The 22,454-nt window shown below is 64.1% G+C and carries 21 protein-coding genes; 4 read left to right on the top strand and 17 right to left on the bottom strand.

Translation table 11 applies throughout. The features are described 5' to 3' along the window. Positions 1-23: 23 nt before the first annotated feature. The 4 genes from L0F51_RS07005 to L0F51_RS06990 form a co-directional block, all read right to left on the bottom strand. Positions 24-302 carry a twin-arginine translocation signal domain-containing protein gene (locus L0F51_RS07005; RefSeq protein WP_234628513.1) on the bottom strand — a complete coding sequence of 93 codons (279 nt, stop codon included), beginning with the start codon at positions 300-302 and terminating at the stop codon, positions 24-26. A gap of 72 nt (positions 303-374) precedes the next feature. Beyond that, positions 375-2,696: an MtrB/PioB family decaheme-associated outer membrane protein gene (locus L0F51_RS07000; RefSeq protein ID WP_234628512.1), complete on the bottom strand. Its 2,322-nt coding sequence runs from the start codon at positions 2,694-2,696 to the stop codon at positions 375-377. A gap of 133 nt (positions 2,697-2,829) precedes the next feature. Then, positions 2,830-3,822: a DmsE family decaheme c-type cytochrome gene (locus L0F51_RS06995; RefSeq protein ID WP_234628511.1), complete on the bottom strand. Its 993-nt coding sequence runs from the start codon at positions 3,820-3,822 to the stop codon at positions 2,830-2,832. Between the two features lie 701 nt (positions 3,823-4,523). After that, positions 4,524-6,410 (bottom strand): ABC-F family ATP-binding cassette domain-containing protein, encoded by a 1,887-nt coding sequence (locus L0F51_RS06990; RefSeq protein ID WP_234629364.1) that lies wholly within the window; start codon positions 6,408-6,410, stop codon positions 4,524-4,526. A gap of 100 nt (positions 6,411-6,510) precedes the next feature. Between L0F51_RS06990 and L0F51_RS06985 the strand changes: the two genes are divergently transcribed. Continuing rightward, positions 6,511-7,290 carry a dimethylarginine dimethylaminohydrolase family protein gene (locus L0F51_RS06985; protein ID WP_234628510.1) on the top strand — a complete coding sequence of 260 codons (780 nt, stop codon included), beginning with the start codon at positions 6,511-6,513 and terminating at the stop codon, positions 7,288-7,290. Positions 7,291-7,302: 12 nt separating this feature from the next. Here L0F51_RS06985 and speB read toward each other — a convergent pair whose 3' ends face one another. The 5 genes from speB to L0F51_RS06960 all read right to left on the bottom strand — a co-directional run bounded on the left by speB (position 7,303) and on the right by L0F51_RS06960 (position 10,179). Then, positions 7,303-8,256 (bottom strand): agmatinase, encoded by a 954-nt coding sequence (speB, locus tag L0F51_RS06980; RefSeq protein ID WP_234628509.1) that lies wholly within the window; start codon positions 8,254-8,256, stop codon positions 7,303-7,305. A gap of 109 nt (positions 8,257-8,365) precedes the next feature. Beyond that, positions 8,366-8,503 (bottom strand): hypothetical protein, encoded by a 138-nt coding sequence (locus L0F51_RS06975; RefSeq protein ID WP_234628508.1) that lies wholly within the window; start codon positions 8,501-8,503, stop codon positions 8,366-8,368. A gap of 118 nt (positions 8,504-8,621) precedes the next feature. After that, the gene (rpsI, locus tag L0F51_RS06970; RefSeq protein ID WP_234628507.1) at positions 8,622-9,101 is read right to left on the bottom strand and encodes a 30S ribosomal protein S9; all 480 of its coding nucleotides are present in this window, start codon (positions 9,099-9,101) and stop codon (positions 8,622-8,624) included. Then, complete coding sequence (gene rplM, locus L0F51_RS06965) at positions 9,102-9,566, bottom strand: 50S ribosomal protein L13 (protein ID WP_234628506.1); 465 nt, start codon at positions 9,564-9,566, stop codon at positions 9,102-9,104. A gap of 175 nt (positions 9,567-9,741) precedes the next feature. Further along, positions 9,742-10,179 carry a PaaI family thioesterase gene (locus tag L0F51_RS06960; RefSeq protein WP_234628505.1) on the bottom strand — a complete coding sequence of 146 codons (438 nt, stop codon included), beginning with the start codon at positions 10,177-10,179 and terminating at the stop codon, positions 9,742-9,744. Between the two features lie 186 nt (positions 10,180-10,365). On the opposite strand from L0F51_RS06960, the gene L0F51_RS06955 reads away from it, so the two are divergent. Next, a complete protein-coding gene (locus L0F51_RS06955) occupies positions 10,366-10,794 on the top strand; it encodes a CoA-binding protein (RefSeq protein ID WP_234628504.1) in 429 nt (142 codons plus the stop codon). Positions 10,795-10,816: 22 nt separating this feature from the next. Here the strand turns inward: L0F51_RS06955 and L0F51_RS06950 are convergent, their stop codons facing one another. Further along, on the bottom strand, positions 10,817-11,299 hold the full coding sequence (locus tag L0F51_RS06950; protein ID WP_234628503.1) for a GNAT family N-acetyltransferase: 483 nt from the start codon (positions 11,297-11,299) through the stop codon (positions 10,817-10,819). Between the two features lie 147 nt (positions 11,300-11,446). Here L0F51_RS06950 and L0F51_RS06945 point away from each other — a divergent pair, with 147 nt between their 5' ends. Beyond that, positions 11,447-12,736, top strand: coding sequence for an O-acetylhomoserine aminocarboxypropyltransferase (locus L0F51_RS06945; protein ID WP_234628502.1), 1,290 nt, complete (start codon positions 11,447-11,449; stop codon positions 12,734-12,736). Positions 12,737-13,073: 337 nt separating this feature from the next. Here L0F51_RS06945 and ndk read toward each other — a convergent pair whose 3' ends face one another. From ndk to L0F51_RS06910, 7 genes are all read right to left on the bottom strand, one after another. After that, positions 13,074-13,496 (bottom strand): nucleoside-diphosphate kinase, encoded by a 423-nt coding sequence (gene ndk, locus L0F51_RS06940; protein ID WP_128291487.1) that lies wholly within the window; start codon positions 13,494-13,496, stop codon positions 13,074-13,076. A 70-nt stretch (positions 13,497-13,566) separates the two neighbouring features. Then, complete coding sequence (locus L0F51_RS06935) at positions 13,567-14,484, bottom strand: hydrogen peroxide-inducible genes activator (protein WP_234628501.1); 918 nt, start codon at positions 14,482-14,484, stop codon at positions 13,567-13,569. Between the two features lie 225 nt (positions 14,485-14,709). Continuing rightward, positions 14,710-15,825, bottom strand: coding sequence for an AbrB family transcriptional regulator (locus L0F51_RS06930; RefSeq protein ID WP_234628500.1), 1,116 nt, complete (start codon positions 15,823-15,825; stop codon positions 14,710-14,712). Between the two features lie 161 nt (positions 15,826-15,986). After that, on the bottom strand, positions 15,987-17,051 hold the full coding sequence (locus L0F51_RS06925; RefSeq protein ID WP_234628499.1) for a nitronate monooxygenase family protein: 1,065 nt from the start codon (positions 17,049-17,051) through the stop codon (positions 15,987-15,989). A 41-nt stretch (positions 17,052-17,092) separates the two neighbouring features. Then, positions 17,093-17,545: a BLUF domain-containing protein gene (locus L0F51_RS06920; protein WP_234628498.1), complete on the bottom strand. Its 453-nt coding sequence runs from the start codon at positions 17,543-17,545 to the stop codon at positions 17,093-17,095. Between the two features lie 11 nt (positions 17,546-17,556). Then, on the bottom strand, positions 17,557-19,236 hold the full coding sequence (locus L0F51_RS06915) for a bifunctional diguanylate cyclase/phosphodiesterase (RefSeq protein WP_234628497.1): 1,680 nt from the start codon (positions 19,234-19,236) through the stop codon (positions 17,557-17,559). A gap of 127 nt (positions 19,237-19,363) precedes the next feature. Then, positions 19,364-21,130 (bottom strand): SulP family inorganic anion transporter, encoded by a 1,767-nt coding sequence (locus L0F51_RS06910; protein ID WP_234628496.1) that lies wholly within the window; start codon positions 21,128-21,130, stop codon positions 19,364-19,366. 310 nt (positions 21,131-21,440) lie between these two features. Between L0F51_RS06910 and L0F51_RS06905 the strand changes: the two genes are divergently transcribed. Next, positions 21,441-22,433, top strand: coding sequence for an SIS domain-containing protein (locus L0F51_RS06905; protein WP_234628495.1), 993 nt, complete (start codon positions 21,441-21,443; stop codon positions 22,431-22,433). Positions 22,434-22,454: the final 21 nt, after the last annotated feature.

Below are 22,454 nucleotides of genomic sequence, written 5' to 3'. Positions count from 1 at the left end.
GCCCGTTCCGGGTGCGGCCCGCGCTACTTCTTGGCGTAGAGGCGGCACCAGCCCTTCGGTGAAATCGGCCCCTGCACGACCTGACAGGCGTCCGGCGCCTGGAAGTGCCGGCAATTGTCGCACTCCTGCCGCCCCTTTGGCGTCGTCTGGTAGCCGGCGATGCTCTGCTTGGCCTTGTTGGCGATTTGCGCATCCGCCGACCCCGTCCCGACCAGAGCCAAAGAGCCGGCTGCGATCGCACAGGCCCCGAGAAGCTCACGCCGGGACATGCCAGTGTTCGATGTCTTCGAATTGTCGCTCATTTTGGGTTCCCTCCTTGGTTTTTCTTTGAATGTGCCCCGGATGCGTCGCGTCGACGGCACAGGGGTCTTTCCTCACCAGCGGTAGACCAGCGAGGCCATGACGGCGTGGACGTTGTAGTTGGTGTCCCAGAAGCCCATCGCGTAGCTCGTGGTCACGCCGTCCTCGATCAAATGCTGATAGGGCGTGTCGAGCTCGTCCTGCCAGTTGTCGACGAAATTGCGTTCCCAGGAATATTTGAGGGTCAAAGTCAAATCGCCGTCGAGGCCAAGAATACCGCCCGCTTCCGGGTGGTAGTTCAGGGCTGCGTCGAAGCGATTGTAATTGGTCACCATGTCCGGGAAGGGCAGGCAGTTGGTGTCTCCCGGGCAAAGAGGCGTGGCGATCGGCGTGCGCGAGCTTGCGGTCGCGGTCCATTTGGAGACGCCGCGGGCGAAGCTGTCATAGAATTCGAGATCGAGAACGCCGGGGATGATCTCGATGTTGGCGCCGGCGACAAGCGTGTGCACCTGTTCGGTCATCTTGCTGTCCCAGCCGCCGGTGACGACGTCCGTGCCGCCGCCGGTGATGCTGGCGCCGACCATGTCACGGTCGAAGTCCTCGTAGACATAGGCGGCCATCAGGCTGATGCCGGGAGCGGGCGAGAACGCCACTTCGAGGCCACCGTCCCAGCTGTTGTCCTTCAAGAGCCCGTATTCCGGGATGGCGGGATCGGTCAGGTAATCGTCGAAGCGCAGGCCGAAGGACGGCGTGATGACGAGATTTTCAAGCGCTTCGTATTCCAGCGAGACCTTCGCCTTGTGACGGTCCCGATCGGCCATGTCGTATTTGCGCACGCCAGGATCGACATTGGTGCCGAGCGGGTCGCTCACCATGGCATCGAGCACCGGCCCGAGATCGTAGCTGTCGTAGCGGCGTTGCGAATACTGGTAGCTGGAGCGCAGCTGCGCGCGATCGGTGATGCGGGCGTCGAGCGTGATCTTGCCCAGATATTCGTCCGTCACGTTGACGGAGCGCCTGTCGCGGTCCCAGCGCTCCCAGCCGAACTCGCTGCCGAGCGTGATCCGGCTGGTCGCGAGCCAGCTCACCTCGGCTGAGGCGTTTTGCTTGGTGTATTGATAGGCGAGGGCTCTCAGGCCGCCGGTGGCCGGGGTGGCCGTCGTCGAATCGCCCATGATGTACTGGTCGATCAGCCATTCGGGCGTGCGATTGTCGAGGTCGTAATAGCGGTAGCGCAGCGTCGTGGAGACATCCTCGGCGATCTGCGTGCTGATCTTGTTGTTGATGAGGAGCGTGTTGATCTTCGCCCTGGCATCCGTGGTCGGCAGCGACAGCGCCGGGGCGTTGGGATTGATCGTATACGGGATGAGCGTGTCGGTCTGCTCCATCGTCGTATAGGAGACCGTACCCATGTAGCGGCTCTTCCAGGGCAGGTCGACGCCGGTCGTGACGCCGAGCGAATAGGCCTCATTGTCCGGAGCAAGGCTGACGCGGCCGAATTGCGGGAAGGTGGTGCCGGGCACTTGATAGTACGGATTCTGGAATGTGTAGGAATCGTACTTGTTCTCGTAAGTCGAAGCGTGACCCGTCACGGAAACGTTGAAGCGACCGCCCCAAGGTGTCTTGGAAAAATACTCGCCGCTTGCCTTGAGGTTTTGCGTCACGTCGTCGACCGGACGGGGAACGTCGACGCGGTGCACTTCGCCGGCGCCAAAGCCGTTCATGAGGATGCCGGCGGGCTGCGTTCCTTCGCGGTGGTCGTTGAGATAGCTCGCCTCGAACTCCCAGCTCGGGCTCGGCGTGTAGGTCTGGTCGTACTGGATGCGGCGGCGGTCGATGCCGATGTCGATCGGATGGACGGCGCCTGAGATCGCCGCATCATATTCTGCGGGACTTGGCGGGCTTTCCGGAAACGACACGTCGGTCGACAGGAAGTCGGTGCCGACGCCCTGCCAGATGCTCTGCGCGGTCGTCGAGTAGAGATGCGGGATCTCGTCCCACATGAAGGTGCCGTCGAGGAGCCCGGTCCGCGACCAGTCGAAGATGTAGCGGCCGTTGTTCTGGCCGATGTTCTCGGCGCGAACCTCGCCGGAATAGAGGCCGTCTCCCGATTGCCAGCCGAACATCAGTTTTTCGAGAAGCAGGCCCGAAGGCACATCGCCATATTCCTCGAACTTGGCGGAGCTGTATTTCTGCGGTGCCAGGATGCTCGGCGTGTCCCAGACGGACGCGTGATCGGGCGGCTCGTCGATGAAGACGCGGGCGCCCATTTCGATCTCGCCCCAGGTGACCGCCTCGGTGTCTTTGTCGTCCTGTGCCTTGGCTGCCTGCGGCAGCGCCGCGCCACCGGCGAGGAGCGCCATCGTGGCCAGCGTCAATCGGCGTTGAACCTTCATCGTTTCCTCCCCCCAGAGAAATGTCTTCAGGCCTTGGCGTGTGAGCGAAGCTCCTTGCGTGTCGTTGCTTTTTGGGTGGCTGCGGGGCGGTGCTTGCGAAACCCGCACGCGCCCCGCGCCTCCCCCCCTATGGCTAGCGGTGCCAGCGCCTCCCTGACGGACTGTTGGAGCCGTGGATGTTCGTGTGGCAGTTCTGGCAGGCGCTGTTGACCATGTAGCGGTTGGAGCTGATGCCGAGCGCGGGGTTGCCGAGATGGCGACCCGGCGTATGGCAGCGCTGGCACAGCCGCGGCCGCATCACCGTCAGAAGGTTGCGGTTCATGGAGCCGTGCGGTTCGTGGCAGTTGAGGCAGTTCTCGCGCACCGGCGGATGCTCGAAGAGGAACGGCCCGCGCTTGTCGGCATGGCAGGTGTAGCAGACGTCGTTGACGGTCGCTTCCTTCAGCATCTTGTCGTGCGGGCCGCCGTGCGGGTTGTGGCAGCTGCCGCAATCCATCTTGCCCTCGCGCATCGGCATATGGGCGGTGCGCACCGAGTGGGCGCGGCGGTCCTTGTGACACTGGAAGCAGGTGTCCATGACGTTGCCCTTGGCCATCTGCATGCGGGGCGAGGTCCGGCGCATCACCGTGTGGCAACTGGTGCAGGCGACACCGCGGGTTTGATGGACGGAGCCGCGCCAGTAGGTCCGGTCGCCCTTTTCGTGGCAGGTCAGGCAGATGCCGTTGATGTCGGCCGCCGAGGAACGCGGGTCGTTCGGACGAAAGGAACGAATGACGCCGGTGCCGATGTCGTTGCGACCGCCGCCGGCGTTGACGTGCGAGGAGCCGGGTCCGTGGCAGCTCTCGCATTCCATCTTGCCGCCAATGGTGTGATGCCCGGTCTCCAGGAGACGGCCCATCACCGTCAGCTTGAACTCGTCGAAGGAGCCCGCATGACACACGCGGCATGGCTCTGAGCCGACGTAATGGGCACCGACCGCGGCCCCGCTTGCCGTGACCTGCAGCACGTCCTGGCGCGGCAGGCCCTTCAGCGTATCTTCCCGCGACAGAAGATCCATGGCCATCTGGGCGGTGTCCGCCGTCTGCGTCTTGGCAGAATCGGGAACGAAGACCGTGGCAGCCAGCAAGACGATCGGAATCAGGAAAATAGCAATCGTCGGTCGCCGACCTGCCGATAAGGCAATAGAGATCGCGCGGCCTACACCGCTGGCTAGTATCATCGATTTCCCCCCTCATCTAGCGCTTGAGCGCTAGGGCAATTCCGCCCAGATTTATTGTATCCGCGGAGAACTACGCAAAACGCATAGTCCAGTCACGGTTGTTCCTGGATACATTTGCCGTTTCATTGCAGGGTAAGGGGCGTAATTTGGAATTGTCAATTATGAAATTAGAAAATTTTGTATGTTCGCAAGTGCAAAATGGAGTTTTACGTGAGTCCTGCAAGTAAATTAGAATTATTACAGGGATTATATATGGAATATTTTGGCGTATTTTATGCCGAGCGCATGATATGTTGATTTTGCAAGGGCTTGGCGGTGCGTGAGGGTGGCCGAGCTCGCGTGGTGGAGCATCGATTACAGCTCCGTCGCCCCTGAGGATGTCGGGATGATGGGGATGTTTCGAGCCGCGAAACGGCGCACGCTGGCTGCCGCACAGGGCGTGAATCATCGTATTCGTTTTGCGGGGCGGAATCGGGCTGAACACGCCCGACCCCAACGTCTTCCGCTATCGCCGCCGCGAACGCTGTCCCTGCCGAGGCGCGCCAGGTGTCTTGCCTTCGTCGAACACGCTGCGACGAAGATCTGGATTTGGCGTGGGCAATGGTGGCTCAGGCCGCGTCAGGTTCGCGGCCGAGTTCCTCCAGCATGGCCCCAAGCTCGATCCAGCGCTCTTCCAGCCGTTCCAGCATGGCCGCTTTCTCGCCGCGCTTCTTGGCGAGTGCAGCGGCCTTTTCGGGCATGGCGCGATGCAGAGCGGGTGACGCGAGTTCCTCGTCCAGGGCTTCGATCTCGCTCGTGAAGACGTCGATCAGCCGCTCGCATTCCTTGAGTTTTTGGCGCAGGGGTGCCGAAGCACGGCGCTTGTCTGCCTGCTTCTGCCGGCCGGCTGCCGGTGCTGCGACGACCTTTTCCGCTACCGGCTTTTTCGCCGGGCCTTCGAGCACTTCGCGGCGATAGTCTTCGATGTCGCCGTCATAGGGTGCGACGGTGCCTTTCGAGGTCAGCCAGAGCCTGTCGACGGAGGCCTCGATCAAATGGCGGTCATGGCTGATCAGGATGACGGCGCCCGAATAATCGTTGAGGGCATGGATGAGCGCCTCGCGGCTGTCGACGTCGAGATGGTTGGTCGGCTCGTCGAGGATGAGGAGATGCGGCCGGCCGAGCGTGGCGAGGCCCATCAACAGACGCGCCTTTTCACCGCCGGAGAGGTCCTTCGCCTTGGTGTCCATCTTCTGCGTGGCGAGCCCCATCTGCGCGACGCGGGCGCGAAGCTGCGGCTCCGAAAGGTCGGGGAGGCGCGCGCGGATGTGCTCCACGGCCGACTGGCCCGGAATGAGCTCGTCGAGCTGGTGTTGCGCGAAAAAGCCGATCTTGAGCTTGTTGGAGCGCTTGAAGGTTCCGGCCTCGGCCTCGAGCTGGCCTGAAATCAGCTTGGCGAAGGTCGATTTGCCGTTGCCGTTGGCACCCAGGAGCGCGATGCGGTCATCGTCGTCGATCCTGAGATTGAGGTTCGTCAGGATCGGGTGGCCGGGCTCGTAGCCGACCGAAACGCCTTCGAGCTGCAGGATCGGCGGGGCGGCGCGCTTTTCCGGATCCGGGAACCGGAAGGGCAGGACCGTCTCGTCGGCGATCGTGGAGACCGGCTGCAGCTTGGCGAGCGCCTTCAGCCGCGACTGCGCCTGACGCGCTTTCGACGCCTTGGCGCGGAAGCGGTCGACGAAAGCCTCCATGTGCTTGCGCTGCGCTTCCTGCTTGTCCTTGAGCTTCGCCTGCAGGGCCTGACGCTCGGCGCGCTGGCGCTCAAAACTGTCGTAGCCGCCGGAATAGGTGGTGAGCTTGTGCTCAGACAGATGCACGATCATGCGCACGGCGTTGTTCAGGAGATCGCGGTCGTGGGAAATCAGGATCGCCGAATGCCGGTAGCGGGCGATGTAGCGCTCCAGCCACAACGAACCTTCGAGATCGAGATAGTTCGTCGGCTCGTCGAGGAGGAGAAGGTCGGGCTCGGTGAAGAGAACGGCGGCGAGGGCGACGCGCATGCGCCAGCCGCCGGAGAATTCCGAGCAGGGACGGTTCTGCGCCTCTTCGTCGAAGCCGAGGCCTTTCAGAATGCGGGCGGCACGCGCTTCCGCCTCATGGGCGCCGATTTCGGCTAGGCGGGTGTGGATCTCGCCGATGCGGGCGCCTTCCTTGGCCGTCTCCGTCTCGGCCAGAAGCCGGCTGCGCTCTTCGTCGGCGGCAAGCACGGTTTCGATCAGTGTCTCCGGGCCGCCTGGGGCTTCCTGCAGCACGCGGCCGATGCGGGCGCGCTTGGGCAGGATGATCTCGCCCTCATCGGGCGCGATGTCGCCCGCGATGGCGCGAAACAGCGTGGTCTTGCCGGCGCCGTTCTTGCCGACGAAGCCCACCTTCGAGCCCGCGGGAAGGTTGAGGCTCGCCTTGTCGATGAGGGTGCGCCCGGCGATGCGGAGCGTGATGTTTGAAAGCTGCAGCATGGCGAGGGCATAGAGGCTCCGCCGGGCGAAAGGCAAGCGGTTCGCGTCACGCGCGCTCTTGGCGCTTGCAATGCGCATGAGCCGCGGCTACCGCCCTTGCATGTCACACGATCCTTTCCCTGCTTACCGTTTCTCTCGCGCGCTTCTGCGCGAGCCGGCGGCAAGCGTCGTCTGCGGTCTGCGTGCGGTCGACCGCGGCGACCCGAGCCTTGAACTTTTCCATCTCGAGCATGCCGCCTATCGGGCCATCCTCGAGAATGCGGGACTTGAGACGCATCTCCTGCCGGCGCTTGCCGACTGGCCGGATTCCGTCTTCATCGAGGATCCCGCGATGGTGCTGCCGGAAGGCGCCATTCTCTTCCGGATGGCGGCGCCGAGCCGTGCCGGCGAGCCGGAAACGGTGCGCGAGGCGCTTCAGAAGTTCGTGCCGGTGACGCCGCTTGAAAACGGGCATGTGGACGGCGGCGACATCCTCGTCACCGGGCCCAAGATCTTTGCGGGCCTGTCGAAGCGCACCGACAAAGAAGGGCTCGATGCGATGGGCGCGATCGTGGCCGGCTGGGGCTATGAGCTCGTCGGCGTCGACATGCCGGAGGGGCTCTTGCACCTGAAGACCGGCTGCGCACTTCTCGACGAAGAGACGATCCTGGCGGTGGAGCCGCTCAAGGCGACGTTTTCAGATTTTCGTGTTCTGACGCTGCCGGAAGGCGAGGAGGCGGCGGCCAACGCCATCCGCGTCAACGACATCGTGCTTCTCGCCGCCGGTTACCCGCGCACCGAGGAGCTGCTCAATCGCTGGGGCTACAATGTTCGCACCACGAAGGTGAGCCAGGCGCAGCTTCTCGATGGCGGGCTGTCCTGTCTGTCGATCCGGTTTTGAGGGCCCGGGCGCTCAGCGCCCGGCACGCTTCAATGCCAGCAGGCCGAGATAATGCTGGGCCACCGTGGAGGCGGCGATCGCCGTGATGTCGGCGTGGTCGTAGGGCGGTGAGACCTCTACGACGTCGCCACCGACGAAATTCACGTCTCTGAGGCCCGCAAGCGTCATCAGCGCCTGCGCGGAGCTCGGTCCACCCGAGGCCGGGGTGCCGGTGCCAGGCGCAAAGGCCGGGTCGAGGCAGTCGATGTCGAAGGTGAGATAAGCCGGCTGGTCGCCGACGCGCTCGGCGATGCGATCCGCCGTCTCGTCGGCATGCATGCGCTGCCAGTCATAGGCGGAGATGATCTCGATGCCGCAGGTCTCCGGCGCGTGCGTGCGGATGCCTATCTGGATCGATCGTTCGGGGTCGATGATGCCTTCGCGCACGGCGCGCAGCACGAACGAGCCATGCGAGAGCTTCGAGCCGTCGTCGTCCCAGGTGTCCTGGTGGGCGTCGAACTGGATGAGGGCGAGCGGCCCGTGGCGTTTGGCATGCGCCTTCAGGAGCGGCCAGGTGGAATAATGATCGCCACCGAGGGTGAAGAGATGCACGCCGGCCGACAGGATCGTCCCGATCTCCGCCTCGATCGCGGCCGTGAGTTTCTCCGGATGATGCAGCGGCAGATCGACATCGCCGTAATCGACGACGGCGAGATTTTCGAAAATGTCGATGCCCCACGGATATTGCGGATCGCCGTCGAAGATCGCCGAGGCGCGGCGGATCGCCTGCGGGCCGAAACGGGCGCCCGGGCGGTTCGTCACCGTGACGTCGAGCGGAATGCCGAGGATGGCGACATCGACGCCTGTGAGGTCGCGGGAATACTTCCGCCGCATGAAGGAGAGGGCGCCGGCATAAGTCGGGTCGGCAGCGCCGCCTTTGAGCTCTTTGGCGCGGAAGGCGTGGTCGATTGCAGGCTTTTCAGACATGGCTCGCCTCTAGCAGGTGTGGGCGCCGGAAACCAGCGGCGGCGCCGCCAAGAGAGAGGAAACCGGAAACGGAAGCTTTGTTTCGGTCCAACGCGGGATGTCCGTCCGACTATTCGGCGGGGCCGTGGCGATGGCGCAGCTCTGCCTCGCGCCGGTCGAGCCGGCGGCCCCAGACCCAGAAAACGAACAGGCCAACAAACCCAAAAATGACGGCCGCAATCGGCGGCCAGAGCGGGAGATCAGACACTTCCTTCCTCCGCCTTGAGCCTTCGTTGTGGATGAATAGCAGGCGAAGGGGAAGTCTTCACAACAAAAAGGGCGGGTCCGAAGACCCGCCCTTTGAGAACCCAAAAGAGAAATGCCGATTAGCGCTTGGAGAACTGGAACGAACGACGCGCCTTGGCACGGCCGTACTTCTTGCGCTCGACCACGCGGGAATCGCGCGTGAGGAAGCCGACCTTCTTCAGGATGCCGCGCAGCTCCGGCTCATAATGCGTGAGCGCCTTGGAGATGCCGTGACGCAGCGCGCCCGCCTGGCCCGACAGGCCGCCGCCGGAGACGGTCGCCATGATGTCGTACTGGCCGTTGCGGTCGGCGACGAGGATCGGCTGCTCGATGATCATCTGCAGCACCGGACGACCGAAGTAATCCGTGTAGTCCTTGTCGTTGACGGTGATGCGGCCGGAACCCGGTTTCACCCAGACGCGGGCGACGGCGTCCTTGCGCTTGCCCGTGGCATAGGCGCGGCCGTACTCGTCCAGCTTCTGGACATGGACGGGAGCCTCCGGCTGGGCCGCAGCCTCGGTGCCGCTGAGCTCCGAGAGGTCTTGAAGCGTTTCAGCCATTTAGAAAACCCTCACATTCTTCTTGGAGAGGGCGGCGACGTCGAGCGTCTCCGGCTGCTGGGCGGCATGGGGATGCTCCGGCCCTGCATAGACCCTCAGATTCTTCAGCTGCTGGCGTCCGAGCGGGCCGCTCGGAAGCATGCGCTCCACGGCCTTCTCCACGACGCGCTCCGGGAAACGGCCTTCGATCAGCTTGCGCGCGGTGCGCTCCTTGATGCCGCCCGGATAACCCGTGTGCCAATAGTACTTCTTCTGGTCGAGCTTCTTGCCGGTGAAAACGACCTTGTCGGCGTTGATCACCACGACATTGTCGCCGTCATCCATATGCGGCGTGTAGCTCGGCTTGTGCTTGCCGCGGAGATGCATCGCGACGAGGGTCGCCAGACGACCGACGACCAGGCCGTCGCCGTCAATGACGATCCACTTCTTCTCGATGTCCGCCGCTTTTGCGGAATAGGTTTTCATCTTCGTCCTCTTTCGGGGAACCTCAGCAATGAGGTAAGGGCGACCTCAGCCGGCCGGTGAGCCGATGGCTGGCGCCCGATCGCGCGGCAGATAGGCGGAGAGGCCTGTCATTGTCAAGCGCTGCTGGAGAAAAAGCCCAAAAATCAGAAGCTTGCGGAGGTGGTATTATTATACCTCAAGCGCGGTCGGGCGGAATCGAATAGGTGGCGGTGGCGTGTGCGACAAGAGCCTCGTCATCGGGTGGGGCGATGGCGATCTCGGTGACGGCAAGTCGTTTGCCGAGCTTGAGAATCCGGCAAGTGCCAAGGAGTGCGCCGGGCGACGGCATGCGCAGGAAATTGATCGAGAGGTTGGTGGTGACGGCGAGCGCGACCGGACCGATATGCGCGAGAATCGCGGCATAGGCGGCGAGATCTGCGAGCGAAAAAAGCGTCGGACCGGACACTGTGCCGCCCGGTCGGAGGTGAGCTTCCGATGCGTCGAGACGCATGACCGCTTCCCCCGGCGCGACTTTGACGACCGTGAAGGCGCGGCCATGCAGGTGGATCTGCGGGAATTCCTTTTCCAGGAAGGCTTCCACCTCCGCTTCATTCATCACCGGCGCAAACGTCATTCTTCCTCCCCTTCGGCTCTCTCTTTTCAGAAGCAGAGTAGGTCACGACAGCGGGGACGCGCCAGCGGCGATCCTGGCGGAAGGCGCGATCGAATCGCGACGCGGCGCGCCATGTCCCACAGGCAAAGTCACATTGGGGGCGAGGTCGGGCTTGCCGTGGCGTCCGGACGGAACAGATGAAGGCGCATGAGCCAGCTTTCCTATTCCGACGATTTCATCCGCTCCATCCTCACGGATACGAAGACGATCGCCGTCGTCGGCGCTTCGCCGAAGGCGGTGCGGCCGAGTTACGGCGTCAGTCAATTCCTGATCCGTCAGGGCTATGAGGTCTATCCGATCAATCCCGGCGAGCCGGACGAGACGATCGAAGGGCGGGCGTTTCTGCCCTCGCTCACCGAGATGCCGGTCGCGATCGACATGGTCGATGTCTTCCGCCGCTCGGAGGCCGTTGGTGGTGTCGTCGACGAAATCCTGAAACTTCAGCCGCTGCCGAAGGTGATCTGGATGCAGCTCGGGGTGCGCGACGACGCGGCGGCCGCGCGCGCGGAAGCTGCCGGCATCAAGGTCGTGATGGATCGGTGCCCGAAGATCGAGTGGCCGCGCCTCCTCGGCTGAGCTTCCTCTCTATGCGGCGCGATCAGCCGCGGTCTTCGGCAAGGTCGAGAAGGGCCGCGCCTTCCGAGCGATAATAGACCTTTGCGATCGGCGTCATGCCGACACGCGCATAGAAGCGTTGTGCCGCCTCGTTCTCACCCGCTGTCGTCAGGTCGAGCCGGGCCCCGCCTTCCGCCAGAGCGACGCGGGCGGCTTCGCGCAGCAAGGCCTCACCGATACGCCGTCCGCGCGCTGACGCCGCGACGTAGAGTTCCTTCAACAGCCAGGCCGGGTGCATGTCCGGGCCGGGAAAGAGCTCGTAGAGGCAGGCAAGGCCGAGCGCTTCGTCTTCGAAGGCGCCGAGGATGGCGCGGCCGGGCAGGGGCTTCAGCGCGGCACGAAGGCGTGGCCGTGCCGTCTCGGCGTCGATGGCGGCTGCCCCCTCGTAATGGTGCTGCATTTCGATGAAGAGCGGGAGAAGCGTCTCGGTGTCGGTTTCCTCGGCACGGCGGATCGTGACGGTCATCTTTTGCTCCCAAGCCCCCAATTTCGGCAGACTTAGCAACATTTCCTCTTCGCGGCAGCCTCTCACAGAAAATCCGTCCTTTGCTCCGCGCCTCGCTTGCCGCTAAATCGGCCGACCGCAATCAACGAGAACGAAACGGGGAAGATCATGTCCGAAGACCGCACGCCCGGCTTTCACACACTCTCCATTCACGCCGGAGCGCAGCCGGATCCCACCACGCATGCGCGTACGACGCCGATCTACCAGACGACCTCCTATGTCTTCGATGACGCCGAGCAGGCCGCCAACCTCTTCGGGTTGAAGGCTTTCGGTAACATCTACACCCGCATCACGAATCCGACGACGGCGGTGCTGGAGGAGCGCGTCGCCGCGCTCGAGGGCGGCACGGCCGCGCTTGCCGTCGCCTCCGGCCATGCCGCGCAGATGCTCGTCATGCACACGCTGATGCAGCCGGGCGACGAGATCGTCGCGGCCAAGAAGCTCTATGGCGGCTCCATCAACCAGTTCGGCTTCTCCTTCCAGAATTTCGGCTGGAAGGTGAAATGGGCCGACACCGACAATCTGCAGAGTTTTGAAGAGGCGATCACGCCGCGCACCAAGGCGATCTTCATCGAATCGATCGCCAATCCGGGCGGCGTCGTCACCGACATCGCGGCGATCTCGGCGATCGCCAAGCGGGCCGGCGTGCCGCTCGTCGTCGACAACACGCTGGCGAGCCCGTATCTCTGCCGGCCGATCGAGCATGGCGCCGACATCGTCGTGCATTCGCTGACGAAGTTCATGGGCGGCCACGGCAATTCCATGGGCGGCGTGATCATCGATGCCGGGTCGTTCAACTGGTCGCGCGAAGGCCGCTATCCGATGCTGTCGGAACCGCGGCCGGAATATCACGGCCTCGTGCTGCACGAGACGTTCGGCAATTTCGCCTTCGCCATCGCCTGCCGCGTGCTCGGCCTCCGCGATCTCGGACCGGCGCTGTCGCCCTTCAACGCCTTCCTGATTTTGACCGGCATCGAGACGCTGCCGCTCCGGATGCAGCGCCATTGCGACAACGCGCTCAAGGTGGCGGAATGGCTGTCGGGTCGGCCGGAGGTGTCCTGGGTCTCCTATGCCGGCCTGCCGGGCGACCGCTATCACAATCTGCAGAAGACGTACGCGCCGAAAGGGGCGGGCGCCGTCCTCACCTTCGGCCTCGAAGGCGGCTACGATGCGGGCGTGAAGCTCGTCGAAAGCGTGAAGCTCTTCTCGCATCTCGCCAATATCGGCGACACGCGCTCGCTCATCATCCATCCGGCCTCGACCACCCACAGCCAGCTCGCCGAAGAGCAGCTTCGCGCGGCGGGTGCGGGCTCCGATACGGTGCGGATCTCCGTCGGCATCGAGGATGTCGAGGACATCATCGCCGATCTGGAGCAGGCGCTGGCGAAGGGCGCTTAGGCGACCGGCTGAGGCCGATTTCCGAGGTTGCTATGCCTGTTCGCGGGGGGTGCCGAGCCTCTCTCAGCGGGCAGGGCGACCGTATCTGATGGGTGATCCTGTCGGCAGGCTCCATTCCTCTCCCCGCTGGGGAGAGGTCGCCGCGAAGCGGTGGGTGAGGGGTGAGAGAGCCCAAGACCCGTACGCCTGATGGACAGACCCCCCTCATCCGGCGCCTTCGGCGCCACCTTCTCCCCGACGGGGAGAAGAGGGGAAGCGCCCTCGCGCGCTCCGGCCGCAAACAAAAAAGGGCGAGGCCGCGGCCTCGCCCTTTGCCGTTCTGGAGAGCGGTCTGGCGTCAGCCGACGATCTCGTTGCCGGCGAAGAACTGGGCGATCTCGACGGCGGCCGTCTCCGGCGCGTCGGAGCCGTGCACCGAGTTCTCGCCGACGGATTTCGCATGCGCCTTGCGGATGGTGCCTTCGGCGGCGTTCTCCGGATTGGTGGCGCCCATGACCTCACGGTATTTGGCGATCGCGCCTTCGCCTTCGAGAACCTGGACGACGACCGGGCCCGAAATCATGAAATCGACGAGCTCGCCGAAGAACGGGCGCTCTTTGTGCACGGCGTAGAAGGTCTCGGCCTGCTCGCGGGTCATCTTCACGCGCTTCTGAGCGACGATCCTGAGGCCGGCGGCCTCGATCATGGCGTTGATCGCGCCGGTGAGATTGCGGGCGGTGGCATCGGGTTTGATGATCGAAAAGGTGCGTTCTAGCGCCATCGGTGCATGTCCTTGCGGGGTTCGAAAAAGGAGAAAGGAAGCGGCTCTATAGCCTTGCCGCGCGTTCCGCTCAACCGGTGGCCGAAGCGGCGCTTGCGCTCAAGCCCGCATGCCATCCGGCGATCTGTGCGGCAAGCTCGCGAAACTGTGCCGCGCCCGGATGGCTTGCGCGCCAGGCCAATCCGATCTGGCGCTTCGGTGCCGGCTCGGCGAAGGGAAGCAGGCGCACGCGGCGGCTCTCGAGCCCGTTCGAGGAGGTGAAGAGGGCCGGCAACAGCGACACGCCGCCGCCCGTTTCGACAAGTTCGATGATGGTCGCGAGATTGGTGACGCTGAGCTGCTCCGTGTCCGGCGGAATGCGGCAGAAGGAGAGGATCTGATCGCGCAGGCAATGGCCTTCCTCGAGCAGGATCATCTCCACATCTTCGAGCGCGGCCATATCGGCGGCCTGCTTTCTCCCGAGAGGGCTGTCGGCGGCGACGGCGAGATAGAAGGGATCGTTGAAGAGGGGCGCTGCTTCGAGCCGCGGCTCGCCGGTCGGAAGGCTGATGATGATGCAGTCGAGCCGGTCGTCGAGAAGCTCGCGCATCAAGGTTTCGGTGATCGTCTCGCGCAGGCGGAGTTTCAGCTCCGGCAGGTTCTCTTTCATGAAGGGGAGAAGGCGCGGCAGAAGATAAGGACCGACGGACGGGATGATCCCGAGGCGCATCTCACCCGAGAGCGGACCGCGATAGCGCTCAGACAGGCCCTCGATGGCGCGCACCTCTGCGAGGACCGAAGCGGCACGCTCCACGACCTCCTTCCCGAAGCCCGTCAGACGCGCGCCGGAGGACAGTCTTTCGACGAGGTCGAGGCCGAGCTGTTCTTCGAGCTCGCGGATCTGCGCCGACAGCGCCGGCTGCGTGACGCCGACGCGTCCGGCGGCCCGGCCGAAGTGTTCCGTCTCTGAAAGTGCTTGCAGATAGCGCAGTTGGCGAAGGGTGATCATCGATAGGGAAATCTAATCGGCGTTCTTGGATTAAGCATTGGACATTATGGCGATCTGGGTTCATAAGAACAGTTAAAATGTGCAAGCTTCAGGAAGGCGAGCCAGGCTAAGACCCGAATGCCTGATCGATCGATGGAGCAGGCCGAAGATTTCAGCCCGATAAGGCTCTTCACGCCCCCCGAAGAGCCCTTTGGCCGCGGAGAGCAATCTCCGCGGCCTTCCTTTTTAGGCCACAGGCGGTGCCGTCTTTCCTCTTTTGTCGATGCGCTCGGCGATCAGCCGCGCGAGACTTGGACCGACCAGCAAGACCGCGATGAAGCGGGCGATCTGCATGGCCATGACGAAGGGCATGTCGACGTCGGTCGAGGCCGCGATGATGGCGACGGAATCGGCGCCGCCCGGGCTGGTGGCGAGATAGGCCGTCAGGGGATCGATGCCGGTTGCCAAGGACAGCACAAGAGCGAAGAGGCCGCACAGCGTGATGAGTGCCACGATGGCTGCGATCAGCCAGGGAAGGGCGCGCAGCGCGTAGAGCAGAAGAGGCCGCGTAAAGCGCAGGCCGATCCCCCAGCCGACGAGAAAATAGCTGATGGCAAGAAGCCAGGGCGGCAGCTCGATTTCCAACAGGCCGAAATCCTGCAGGAGGACGCCGAAGAGCATCGACAGGATGAGGCCTCCCGCCGGAATGTTGAAGGCGAGCGCGAGGCCCGCGCTGACGACAGCCAGGGCGAGGGTTTCGCCAAAAGCCAGCCAGTGGATTGCCGGGAACCAGACTTTTCCGGCAAGCGCAGCTTCAGCCGCCTGCGGCACCCAGATTTCCGCCACCAGAGACGCCACGACCACGACGCAGACGACCCGCAGATATTGCATGAAGGCGACGAGGCGGGAATCGGCGCCATAGGCATCGGCCATCAGCACCATGGCCGTGGCGGCTCCAGGAAACGCGCCCCAGATCGCCGTGGTGCCGGGAAGGATCCGGAACCATGTCAGCGCCGCACCGAGCGCGACGCTCGCACCAACCACGGCAACGAGCGTCACCAGAAAGACCGGCCAGTTGAAGAGCATCTCGCGCAGAAGCGGGGGCGTGATGCTCGTGGCGATCAGGCATCCGATGGCGCCTTGCGCGAGATAGAAGGCCGTGCGCGGCACGGCGAGATCGGCCCCGGCGGCGGCCAGGAGAATGGCGCCGGCCATCGCCCCCATCAAAACACCGGCGGCAAGATCGAGGCTCTCCAGGCCGACCGCAAGGAGAAGGGAGATGGCGAGGAGCGTCAGCCATTGCGCCGAGGGCGGCCACCCTGCCAGGCGGGGAAATCGGAACGGGCGGGGGCGCTGCGGCATGATGGGTTCGGCCTTGGCCGCGCCTTGAGGAGAGGACGCGAAAGGGAATCGGCGGGGTGACAAGTCTTTGAGTAGAGTGGAGCATTGCGGGCTATTTCAAGACCCGCGCGTATCCGTGACGTCGATCGCGCCTGCGAGGCGCCTTGGCGAGGCTCTCGCGCTCAGCCGTCCAGGTCGCGGACGAGGTCGGCCATCAAGTCGGAGACCGGGAGAGCGCGGGCAAGCGGCGCGCCCTGGCCGGCCCAATGTGGGCCGAAGCCCGTCTCTCCGGCCTTCTTGGCGGCGGCATTGAGCGCCTTTCCGGCGTCGTAGGCGATCGGATAATCTGGGATATCGCCGGGCGCGACGCTCTCGCCAAGCGTCGTGAAGCCGTTCGCCATGGAGCGCGCGGGGCGGCCCGAAATGGCACGTGTCATGATCGTGTGATGAGCCTTGTCGCTCAGAAGCGCTGCGCGATAGGCCGCGTCGGCGGATGATTCCGGGCAGGCGATGAAGGCGGTGCCGAGCTGAGCCGCCGCGGCGCCCAGCTCCAGGACCGCGCGGATGCCCGCCCCGTCCATGATGCCGCCCGAAGCCACGATGGGCACGCCGAACGTGTCGGCAAGCTGGCGCGTGAGGACGGAGGTCGGCAGGCATTCGTCTGCGCCGTCGGCATCGAAGATACCGCGATGGCCGCCCGCCTCGTAGCCCTGGGCCACGATCACGTCGATGCCGGCGTCCACGGCGGATTGCGCCTCCGACAGAGAGGTGGCGGAGGCGAAGAGCACGATGCCGGCGCCTTTCAGCGCGGCGATGAATTCCGCCGGGGGCAGGCCGAAATGAAAACTGACGACCGCGGGGCGCTCCTCCACGAGCATGGCGAGAAGGTCGGGATTTGCGGCAAAGCTCCGATAGACCTCGCGCAGCGCCTGCGGCGGTTCGGCGCCGAAGCGGCTGAATTCCGGTCGCAGACGGTCGAGCCAGGCGCTTTCGCGCGCCGGATCGGCTCGTGCAGGCCGGTGGCAGAAGACGTTGACGTTGAAGGGTGCGCGGGTGGCGGCGCGGGTTTCGGCGATCATCGTGCGTGCCGTATCCGTGTCGGTCGCGCCGATGCCGAGCGAGCCGAGGCCTCCAGCATTCGAGACGGCCGCCGCCATCGCGGGCGTGGAGACGCCGGCCATCGGCGCCTGAATGATCGGCCATTTGAGGCCGAGGCGATCTCTCAGGCGATGGTCGGTGACATGCATGGAAGGCGGGTTCGCTTGTCTTTTCGAGACGTCTGGCGGCGTCAGGCCTCGATCAGTTCCTCGTCGATCGCGATTTCGCGCATGATGGAGAAGAGCCGCTCGCCCTGCATACGCGCTTCCTCAAAGCCGGTCTTGTCCCCGAGATGTGCAAAGAGGTTCTGACCTCTGCGAGACCGGCCGATAAAAGCCATCGACCAGTTCGGAAAGGCGCGTTCGGGCACGGGAAAGAAGAAGAGCACGTGCACGTCGCTATGGCGGGGATCGCGCTGGATGCGTTCGAACCCCTGTTCCAGGACGTCTCTTCGCCCTTCCAGCACCTGCGCAAAAATTCCGGAGTTGAAGATCAGGGCTCCCGTGATCTCGTCTGCGGTGTTGTTGAGTTGCGAGATCTCCAGAATCGCCGCGATTTCTCGGCTCACGACATCGTCGGGGCCTTCAATGCGATTGCGGCTGTAATAGACGAGACGATAAAGGTCCCGAGTGTCTGGGGTCATTCGCATTCAGCTCAACCGGCGCTTCCTTCAGGTCGATCGGCCCGCATGGTGCAGTTTCGCTTTGCTTCCTCCGCCAGGAAATCTCCGATGCTCTCGGGAGGCAGCGGATAGCTGACGAGGAAACCCTGCGCCGCCGTGCAACCGGAGGCCATGATCCGCCGCCATTGTTCCTGCGATTCCACACCTTCTGCAAGAGTCATCATGCCGAGGCTTCGCCCGAGCGCTGCAATTGCGCTGACGATTGCGGTGCAGTTCGAGTCGTGTGGGTCGGCGCGGACGAAAGACTGGTCGATCTTGATCTTGTCGAACGGAAAACTGCGCAAATAGGACAGGGACGAATACCCCGTGCCGAAATCATCCATGGAGACGCGCACGCCCATCTTGCGGGCGAGATGCAGGGTTTCCAAAGCCGCCGGATGGTCGGCGATGAGGGCGCTTTCGGTGATTTCCAGCTCCAGGCGGCTGGCGGGAAGCCCCGAGGAATGAAGGGCTTGTTTGAGGGTATCGGCAAAATTGGGCATGCCGATCTGGATGGCCGAGACATTGACGGCGACGGTGAGCGGCTCCTGCCAGCCGGCGGCTTCGTGGCAGGCTGTGCGCAGGACCCATTCCCCGATGGGGACGATCAGCCGCAATTCCTCGGCGATCGGGATGAATTCCGATGGCGATACGGGGCCACGCGTCGGGTGGTTCCAGCGCAAGAGAGCCTCGAAACCGCTGGTGCGGCCGGACGCGAGATCGCGCTGCGGCTGATAAACGAGCGAGAACTGACGCAGGCCGAGCGCGCGGCGCAGGTCGGTCTCCAGCTCGCGGCGGGCTTTCATCTGCCGATCCATCTCCGGCTCGAAGAAGCAATAGCTCCGGCTTCCCGTGGTGCGACTGCGGCGCAGGGCAAGATGGGCGTTTTTCAGAACGTCGTCGGCGGAGCTGCCGTCGGTCGGCAGAAGCGCGATGCCGATGCTGACGTCGATGTCGATCAGATGTCCGTTGATGAGATAGGAGCGACCGAGGAGATCGACCAGACGCTTGGCCAGTCTGTGGGCCGAGGCCGGTTGCACCACCTTTCGCTGCAGCACCACGAACTCGTCACCTCCGAGCCGGGCGGCAAGGTCATCCTCGCCGAGCGCCGATTGGAGGCGCTCCGCCAACAGGCTGAGAAGCGCATCGCCGAAAGACTGGCCCAGGGATTCGTTGATCGCCTTGAAGCGTTCCAGGTCGATGGCGATGACGGCGGCGGTGCCAAAGTTCTGCTCACCCGATGCTGCCGCGCTCGATGACAGCTCGGCCGTGAGAGCTTCGCGCATGGCAAGACCGTTTCCGAGGCCCGTGATCGGGTCGGTCCGAGCGACTTTGGCCGCCTTGGCGATCTCGGCCATGCGTTCCGACGTATCCTGAGCGATGACGAGCCAGCCATCGGGGAGCGGCTTGCGCTCCAAAACAAAAGTGCGGCCGTCGTCGGCCTCGAAGGAGCGGCTTTCGCCCGACGCCAGGAGAGCAGAGGCTTCGAGGCGGATCCTTTCACAATTGTGCGGAAAGCTTCTGTCGAAGGCGTGATTGGTCATCGTCAGTCGACCGCCACGGTCGAAGACCGCGAGCGCGCAGGGAATGTTGTCGAGGACGCTCAAAGCCAGTTCGGCGTCTTCGCGGTCGCTGCGCTCGGCATAGTCGTCTGATCGTGAAAGGGCGGGCATGAAGGGCACGATCCGGAAGGATGGAGTTTTGCAGGCAACGTGTTCTTGCGGGAACGTTGCCTGAGGCTGGAGTGATCAAAACTCGTGCGCTTCAAGGTAAACGAAGTATGAAGCCGGCTGTGCCGCTCTATGACCGGGGATCGCTTCCCGCTGTCTCGCCGGCATCTTTGGTGCTGTCGGCGCTTCGTGCTTGCAGGTGGCGAACGGCGCTTTCCGGTGTGCGACCGAAGCGTGTCTGCGGCGGTCGAACGCCGTGGGTGAAAAGTGTGCGCCGGATTGCCGGAGAGGTGCCCGTGATGAAGAGTTCGACACCCGCCTGATGCGCTTTGCGTGCTGCGCCGGCAATGGTGTTGGCGGCCGTTGAATCGAGCACGGGCACGGCCGAAAAATCGAGGATGAGCGCTTTGCGCTGATCGGCGATGCGGTCGAGGACGGCGCCGACGGTCGATGCCGCGCCGAAGAAGAAGGCGCCCGAGATGCGGTAGACGACGATGTCGGGATCGGTGACGAGGCTCGGATCGTAGGGAACGCGTTCGCGAGAGCTGTCCGCCACATCCGGATCGATGAGCGGCGTCTGATATTCCACCGTGATCGTCTTGGCCATGCGGTTGATGAACAGCATGGCGCCGAGCGCGAAGCCGACCACGATGCCTTCGGTGAGATCGCGGAAGACGGTGAGAAGAAACGTCGCCAGCAGAACGAGGGCGTCGCCCCGGGAGGATCTGATCAAGGCCGCGAAAGCGTGCTTCTCGATCATGTTCCAAGCGACGACGACGAGCACACCGGCAAGGGCCGGCAGCGGAATATAGGCCGCGAGCGGGGCGGCCAGCAGCATGAAAAGAAGCAAAAAGACCGAATGCGCCATGCCGGCGATCGGACCGCGCGCGCCGGCGCGGACATTGGTGGCTGTGCGGGCGATCGTGCCGGTCGCCGGCACGCCGCCGAAGAGGGCTGCAAAGATATTGGCCGTGCCCTGCGCGGCAAGCTCGCAATTGGAGCGGTGGCGGCGCCCGGTCATGCCATCGGCGACGACCGCGGAAAGAAGGGATTCGATCGCTCCGAGAAGCGCGAAGGCAAGCGCGCTCGGCAGCACGGCCTGGATTTTCTCGATAGACAGCGACGGCAGGGCCGGCATCGGAAGCGTCCGCGGAATGCCGCCGAAGCGGCTGCCGATCGTCTCGACGGGAAGGCCGATGGCGAGCGCCAGAAGCGATGCGATGACCACCGCCATGAGCATTCCGGGCCAGCCGGGCCGCCAGCGCTTCGCCAGAACGATGATGGCCACCGTCACGACCGCGAGAAGGAGGGCTGCAGGGCTTGCCGTCGGTACCGCGGCTGCGAGCACTTCGAGCTTGTCGAGGATCGGCCCGGGCTCCGGGCCGGAGAGGGTGAGACCCAGGAAATCCTTCAGCTGGCTCGTGAAGATGATGATGCCGATGCCAGCCGTGAACCCGACCGTGACCGGGTAGGGAATGAATTTGATGTAGGTGCCAAGGCGCAGAAAACCGGCGATGACGAGAAAGATGCCGGAAATGAGCGTGGCGAGGAGGAGCCCGTCGATGCCGTGCTGCTGCACGGTCGTTGCGACGAGAACGATGAAGGCCCCGGCCGGGCCGCCGATCTGAAAGCGGCTGCCGCCGAGTATCGAAATGAGGAAGCCGCCGACGATCGCCGTATAGAGTCCGCGGTCCGGGGTGACGCCGCAGGCGATCGCAATCGCCATCGAGAGCGGCAGGGCGACGATCGCAACCGTGAGGCCGGCGACGAGGTCGCTCTTGAACGCCGTCAGCCCGTAACCTTCACGCAGAACGGTGATGAGCTTCGGCGTGAACAATTCGGCGAAACTCGGCTCGGCGAAATCGACGGGAATGCGCTTGTCGGCGGGTGTGGTCATGGAACGCGGCTGGTGAAAGGGCCCTGCATACGCCCTTGGGCGGCCTCCGCAATCCAATTTTCGTCGGAGACGGGTTTTCGTGCGGGCTGATCTCGCAAGCGGTACCGGACGTTGCGGCGGGGACGAAAGGGATGGCCCGCAACAGGGTGGATCACGCGAAACCTTTCAACCGGGATGCTTATCGCATGGCAGTTGAGGTAGCCTCGATGCGCGGTGGTTGCCGCGGTCTGCAGGGCCGCTCTGCACACCCGTGCCATTGACCCGCTCAATGCCGCGCAATAGAGCGACGAAAAGGATCGGCGGAGTACCTATGTTGAAGCTCGCAGCCACCTCCCACGACGCGCTCGATGCCTCGATCAAGAAGACGATCGAGATCGCTGCCGCAGGTCTCGGCGAGGTGCAGAACCAGATTTCCGAGGGGCCGCTCGGCGACCAGATCGAAAGCGCCGTGCGTTTGATCTTGTCTCTCAAAGGCCGTGTTATGGTGGCCGGCATCGGCAAAAGCGGCCATATCGGTCGCAAGATCGCGGCGACGCTCGCCTCGACCGGAACGCCGGCCTATTTCGTGCATCCGACCGAGGCAAGCCACGGCGACCTCGGCATGATCACGCGCGAAGATGCGATCCTGGGCCTCTCCTGGTCGGGAGAGACCTCAGAATTCGCGAGCCTTCTCGCCTATTCCGAACGCTTCTCCGTTCCTTTGATCGCGCTCACCTCGGGCGGACATTCGACGCTTGCGAAGGCGGCCACGATCCCGATCGTCCTGCCGAAGGTGACGGAGGCCTGTCCGCACGGGCTCGCGCCGACGACGTCGACGCTCATTCAGCTTGCCGTGGGCGATGCGATCGCCATGGCGCTCCTGGAGGCGCGCTCGTTCGGAGCGCAGGATTTCAAGGTCTTTCATCCGGGCGGGCAGATCGGGGCGCAATTGCGCCAGGTCGCGGAGATCATGCATGGCGAGGCGAGCCTGCCCCTGTGCCGCCTCGGCTCCGGCATGGGCGATGCGATCCTGACCATCACCGAAAAAGGGTTTGGCACGGTCGGTGTCGTCGATGAGGCGAGCAAGCTCGTCGGGATCATCACCGACGGTGATATCCGCCGCCACATGGCCGACCGGCTCGTCGACAAGAAGGTCGATGACGTGATGACGCGCACGCCGAAGACGGTTGCGGCGGATGCGCTTCTCGCCACCGCCATGCGCGAGATGGAAGGCAAGAAGATCAACGTGCTCTTCGTCGTCGACGAGGGCCGCCCGATCGGCATCGTGCATATGCTCGATCTTCTAAGGGCGGGGGTCGCCTGAGGCCCCCCTCCCGAGCCTTCA

Source organism: Afifella sp. H1R, assembly GCF_021462425.1.
Classification (GTDB): Bacteria; Pseudomonadota; Alphaproteobacteria; order Rhizobiales; family Afifellaceae; genus Afifella; species Afifella aestuarii.
Note: the sequence above shows the minus strand (reverse complement) of the source record. Positions and strands in the feature narration are given on the sequence as shown.

Bases quoted from the DNA above. Each gene is read 5' to 3' on its own strand.
- L0F51_RS06960 (WP_234628505.1), bottom strand. From the start codon at position 10,179: ATGACGTTTGCGCCGGTGATGAATGAAGCGGAGGTGGAAGCCTTCCTG.
- L0F51_RS06910 (WP_234628496.1), bottom strand. From the start codon at position 21,130: ATGACCACACCCGCCGACAAGCGCATTCCCGTCGATTTCGCCGAGCCG.
- L0F51_RS06945 (WP_234628502.1), top strand. From the start codon at position 11,447: ATGTCCGAAGACCGCACGCCCGGCTTTCACACACTCTCCATTCACGCC.
- L0F51_RS07005 (WP_234628513.1), bottom strand. From the start codon at position 302: ATGAGCGACAATTCGAAGACATCGAACACTGGCATGTCCCGGCGTGAG.
- L0F51_RS06950 (WP_234628503.1), bottom strand. From the start codon at position 11,299: ATGACCGTCACGATCCGCCGTGCCGAGGAAACCGACACCGAGACGCTT.
- L0F51_RS06920 (WP_234628498.1), bottom strand. From the start codon at position 17,545: ATGACCCCAGACACTCGGGACCTTTATCGTCTCGTCTATTACAGCCGC.
- rpsI (WP_234628507.1), bottom strand. From the start codon at position 9,101: ATGGCTGAAACGCTTCAAGACCTCTCGGAGCTCAGCGGCACCGAGGCT.
- L0F51_RS06930 (WP_234628500.1), bottom strand. From the start codon at position 15,825: ATGCCGCAGCGCCCCCGCCCGTTCCGATTTCCCCGCCTGGCAGGGTGG.
- L0F51_RS06925 (WP_234628499.1), bottom strand. From the start codon at position 17,051: ATGCATGTCACCGACCATCGCCTGAGAGATCGCCTCGGCCTCAAATGG.
- L0F51_RS06955 (WP_234628504.1), top strand. From the start codon at position 10,366: ATGAGCCAGCTTTCCTATTCCGACGATTTCATCCGCTCCATCCTCACG.
- L0F51_RS06915 (WP_234628497.1), bottom strand. From the start codon at position 19,236: ATGCCCGCCCTTTCACGATCAGACGACTATGCCGAGCGCAGCGACCGC.
- ndk (WP_128291487.1), bottom strand. From the start codon at position 13,496: ATGGCGCTAGAACGCACCTTTTCGATCATCAAACCCGATGCCACCGCC.
- L0F51_RS06935 (WP_234628501.1), bottom strand. From the start codon at position 14,484: ATGATCACCCTTCGCCAACTGCGCTATCTGCAAGCACTTTCAGAGACG.
- rplM (WP_234628506.1), bottom strand. From the start codon at position 9,566: ATGAAAACCTATTCCGCAAAAGCGGCGGACATCGAGAAGAAGTGGATC.
- L0F51_RS07000 (WP_234628512.1), bottom strand. From the start codon at position 2,696: ATGAAGGTTCAACGCCGATTGACGCTGGCCACGATGGCGCTCCTCGCC.
- speB (WP_234628509.1), bottom strand. From the start codon at position 8,256: ATGTCTGAAAAGCCTGCAATCGACCACGCCTTCCGCGCCAAAGAGCTC.
- L0F51_RS06905 (WP_234628495.1), top strand. From the start codon at position 21,441: ATGTTGAAGCTCGCAGCCACCTCCCACGACGCGCTCGATGCCTCGATC.
- L0F51_RS06985 (WP_234628510.1), top strand. From the start codon at position 6,511: ATGTCACACGATCCTTTCCCTGCTTACCGTTTCTCTCGCGCGCTTCTG.
- L0F51_RS06990 (WP_234629364.1), bottom strand. From the start codon at position 6,410: ATGCTGCAGCTTTCAAACATCACGCTCCGCATCGCCGGGCGCACCCTC.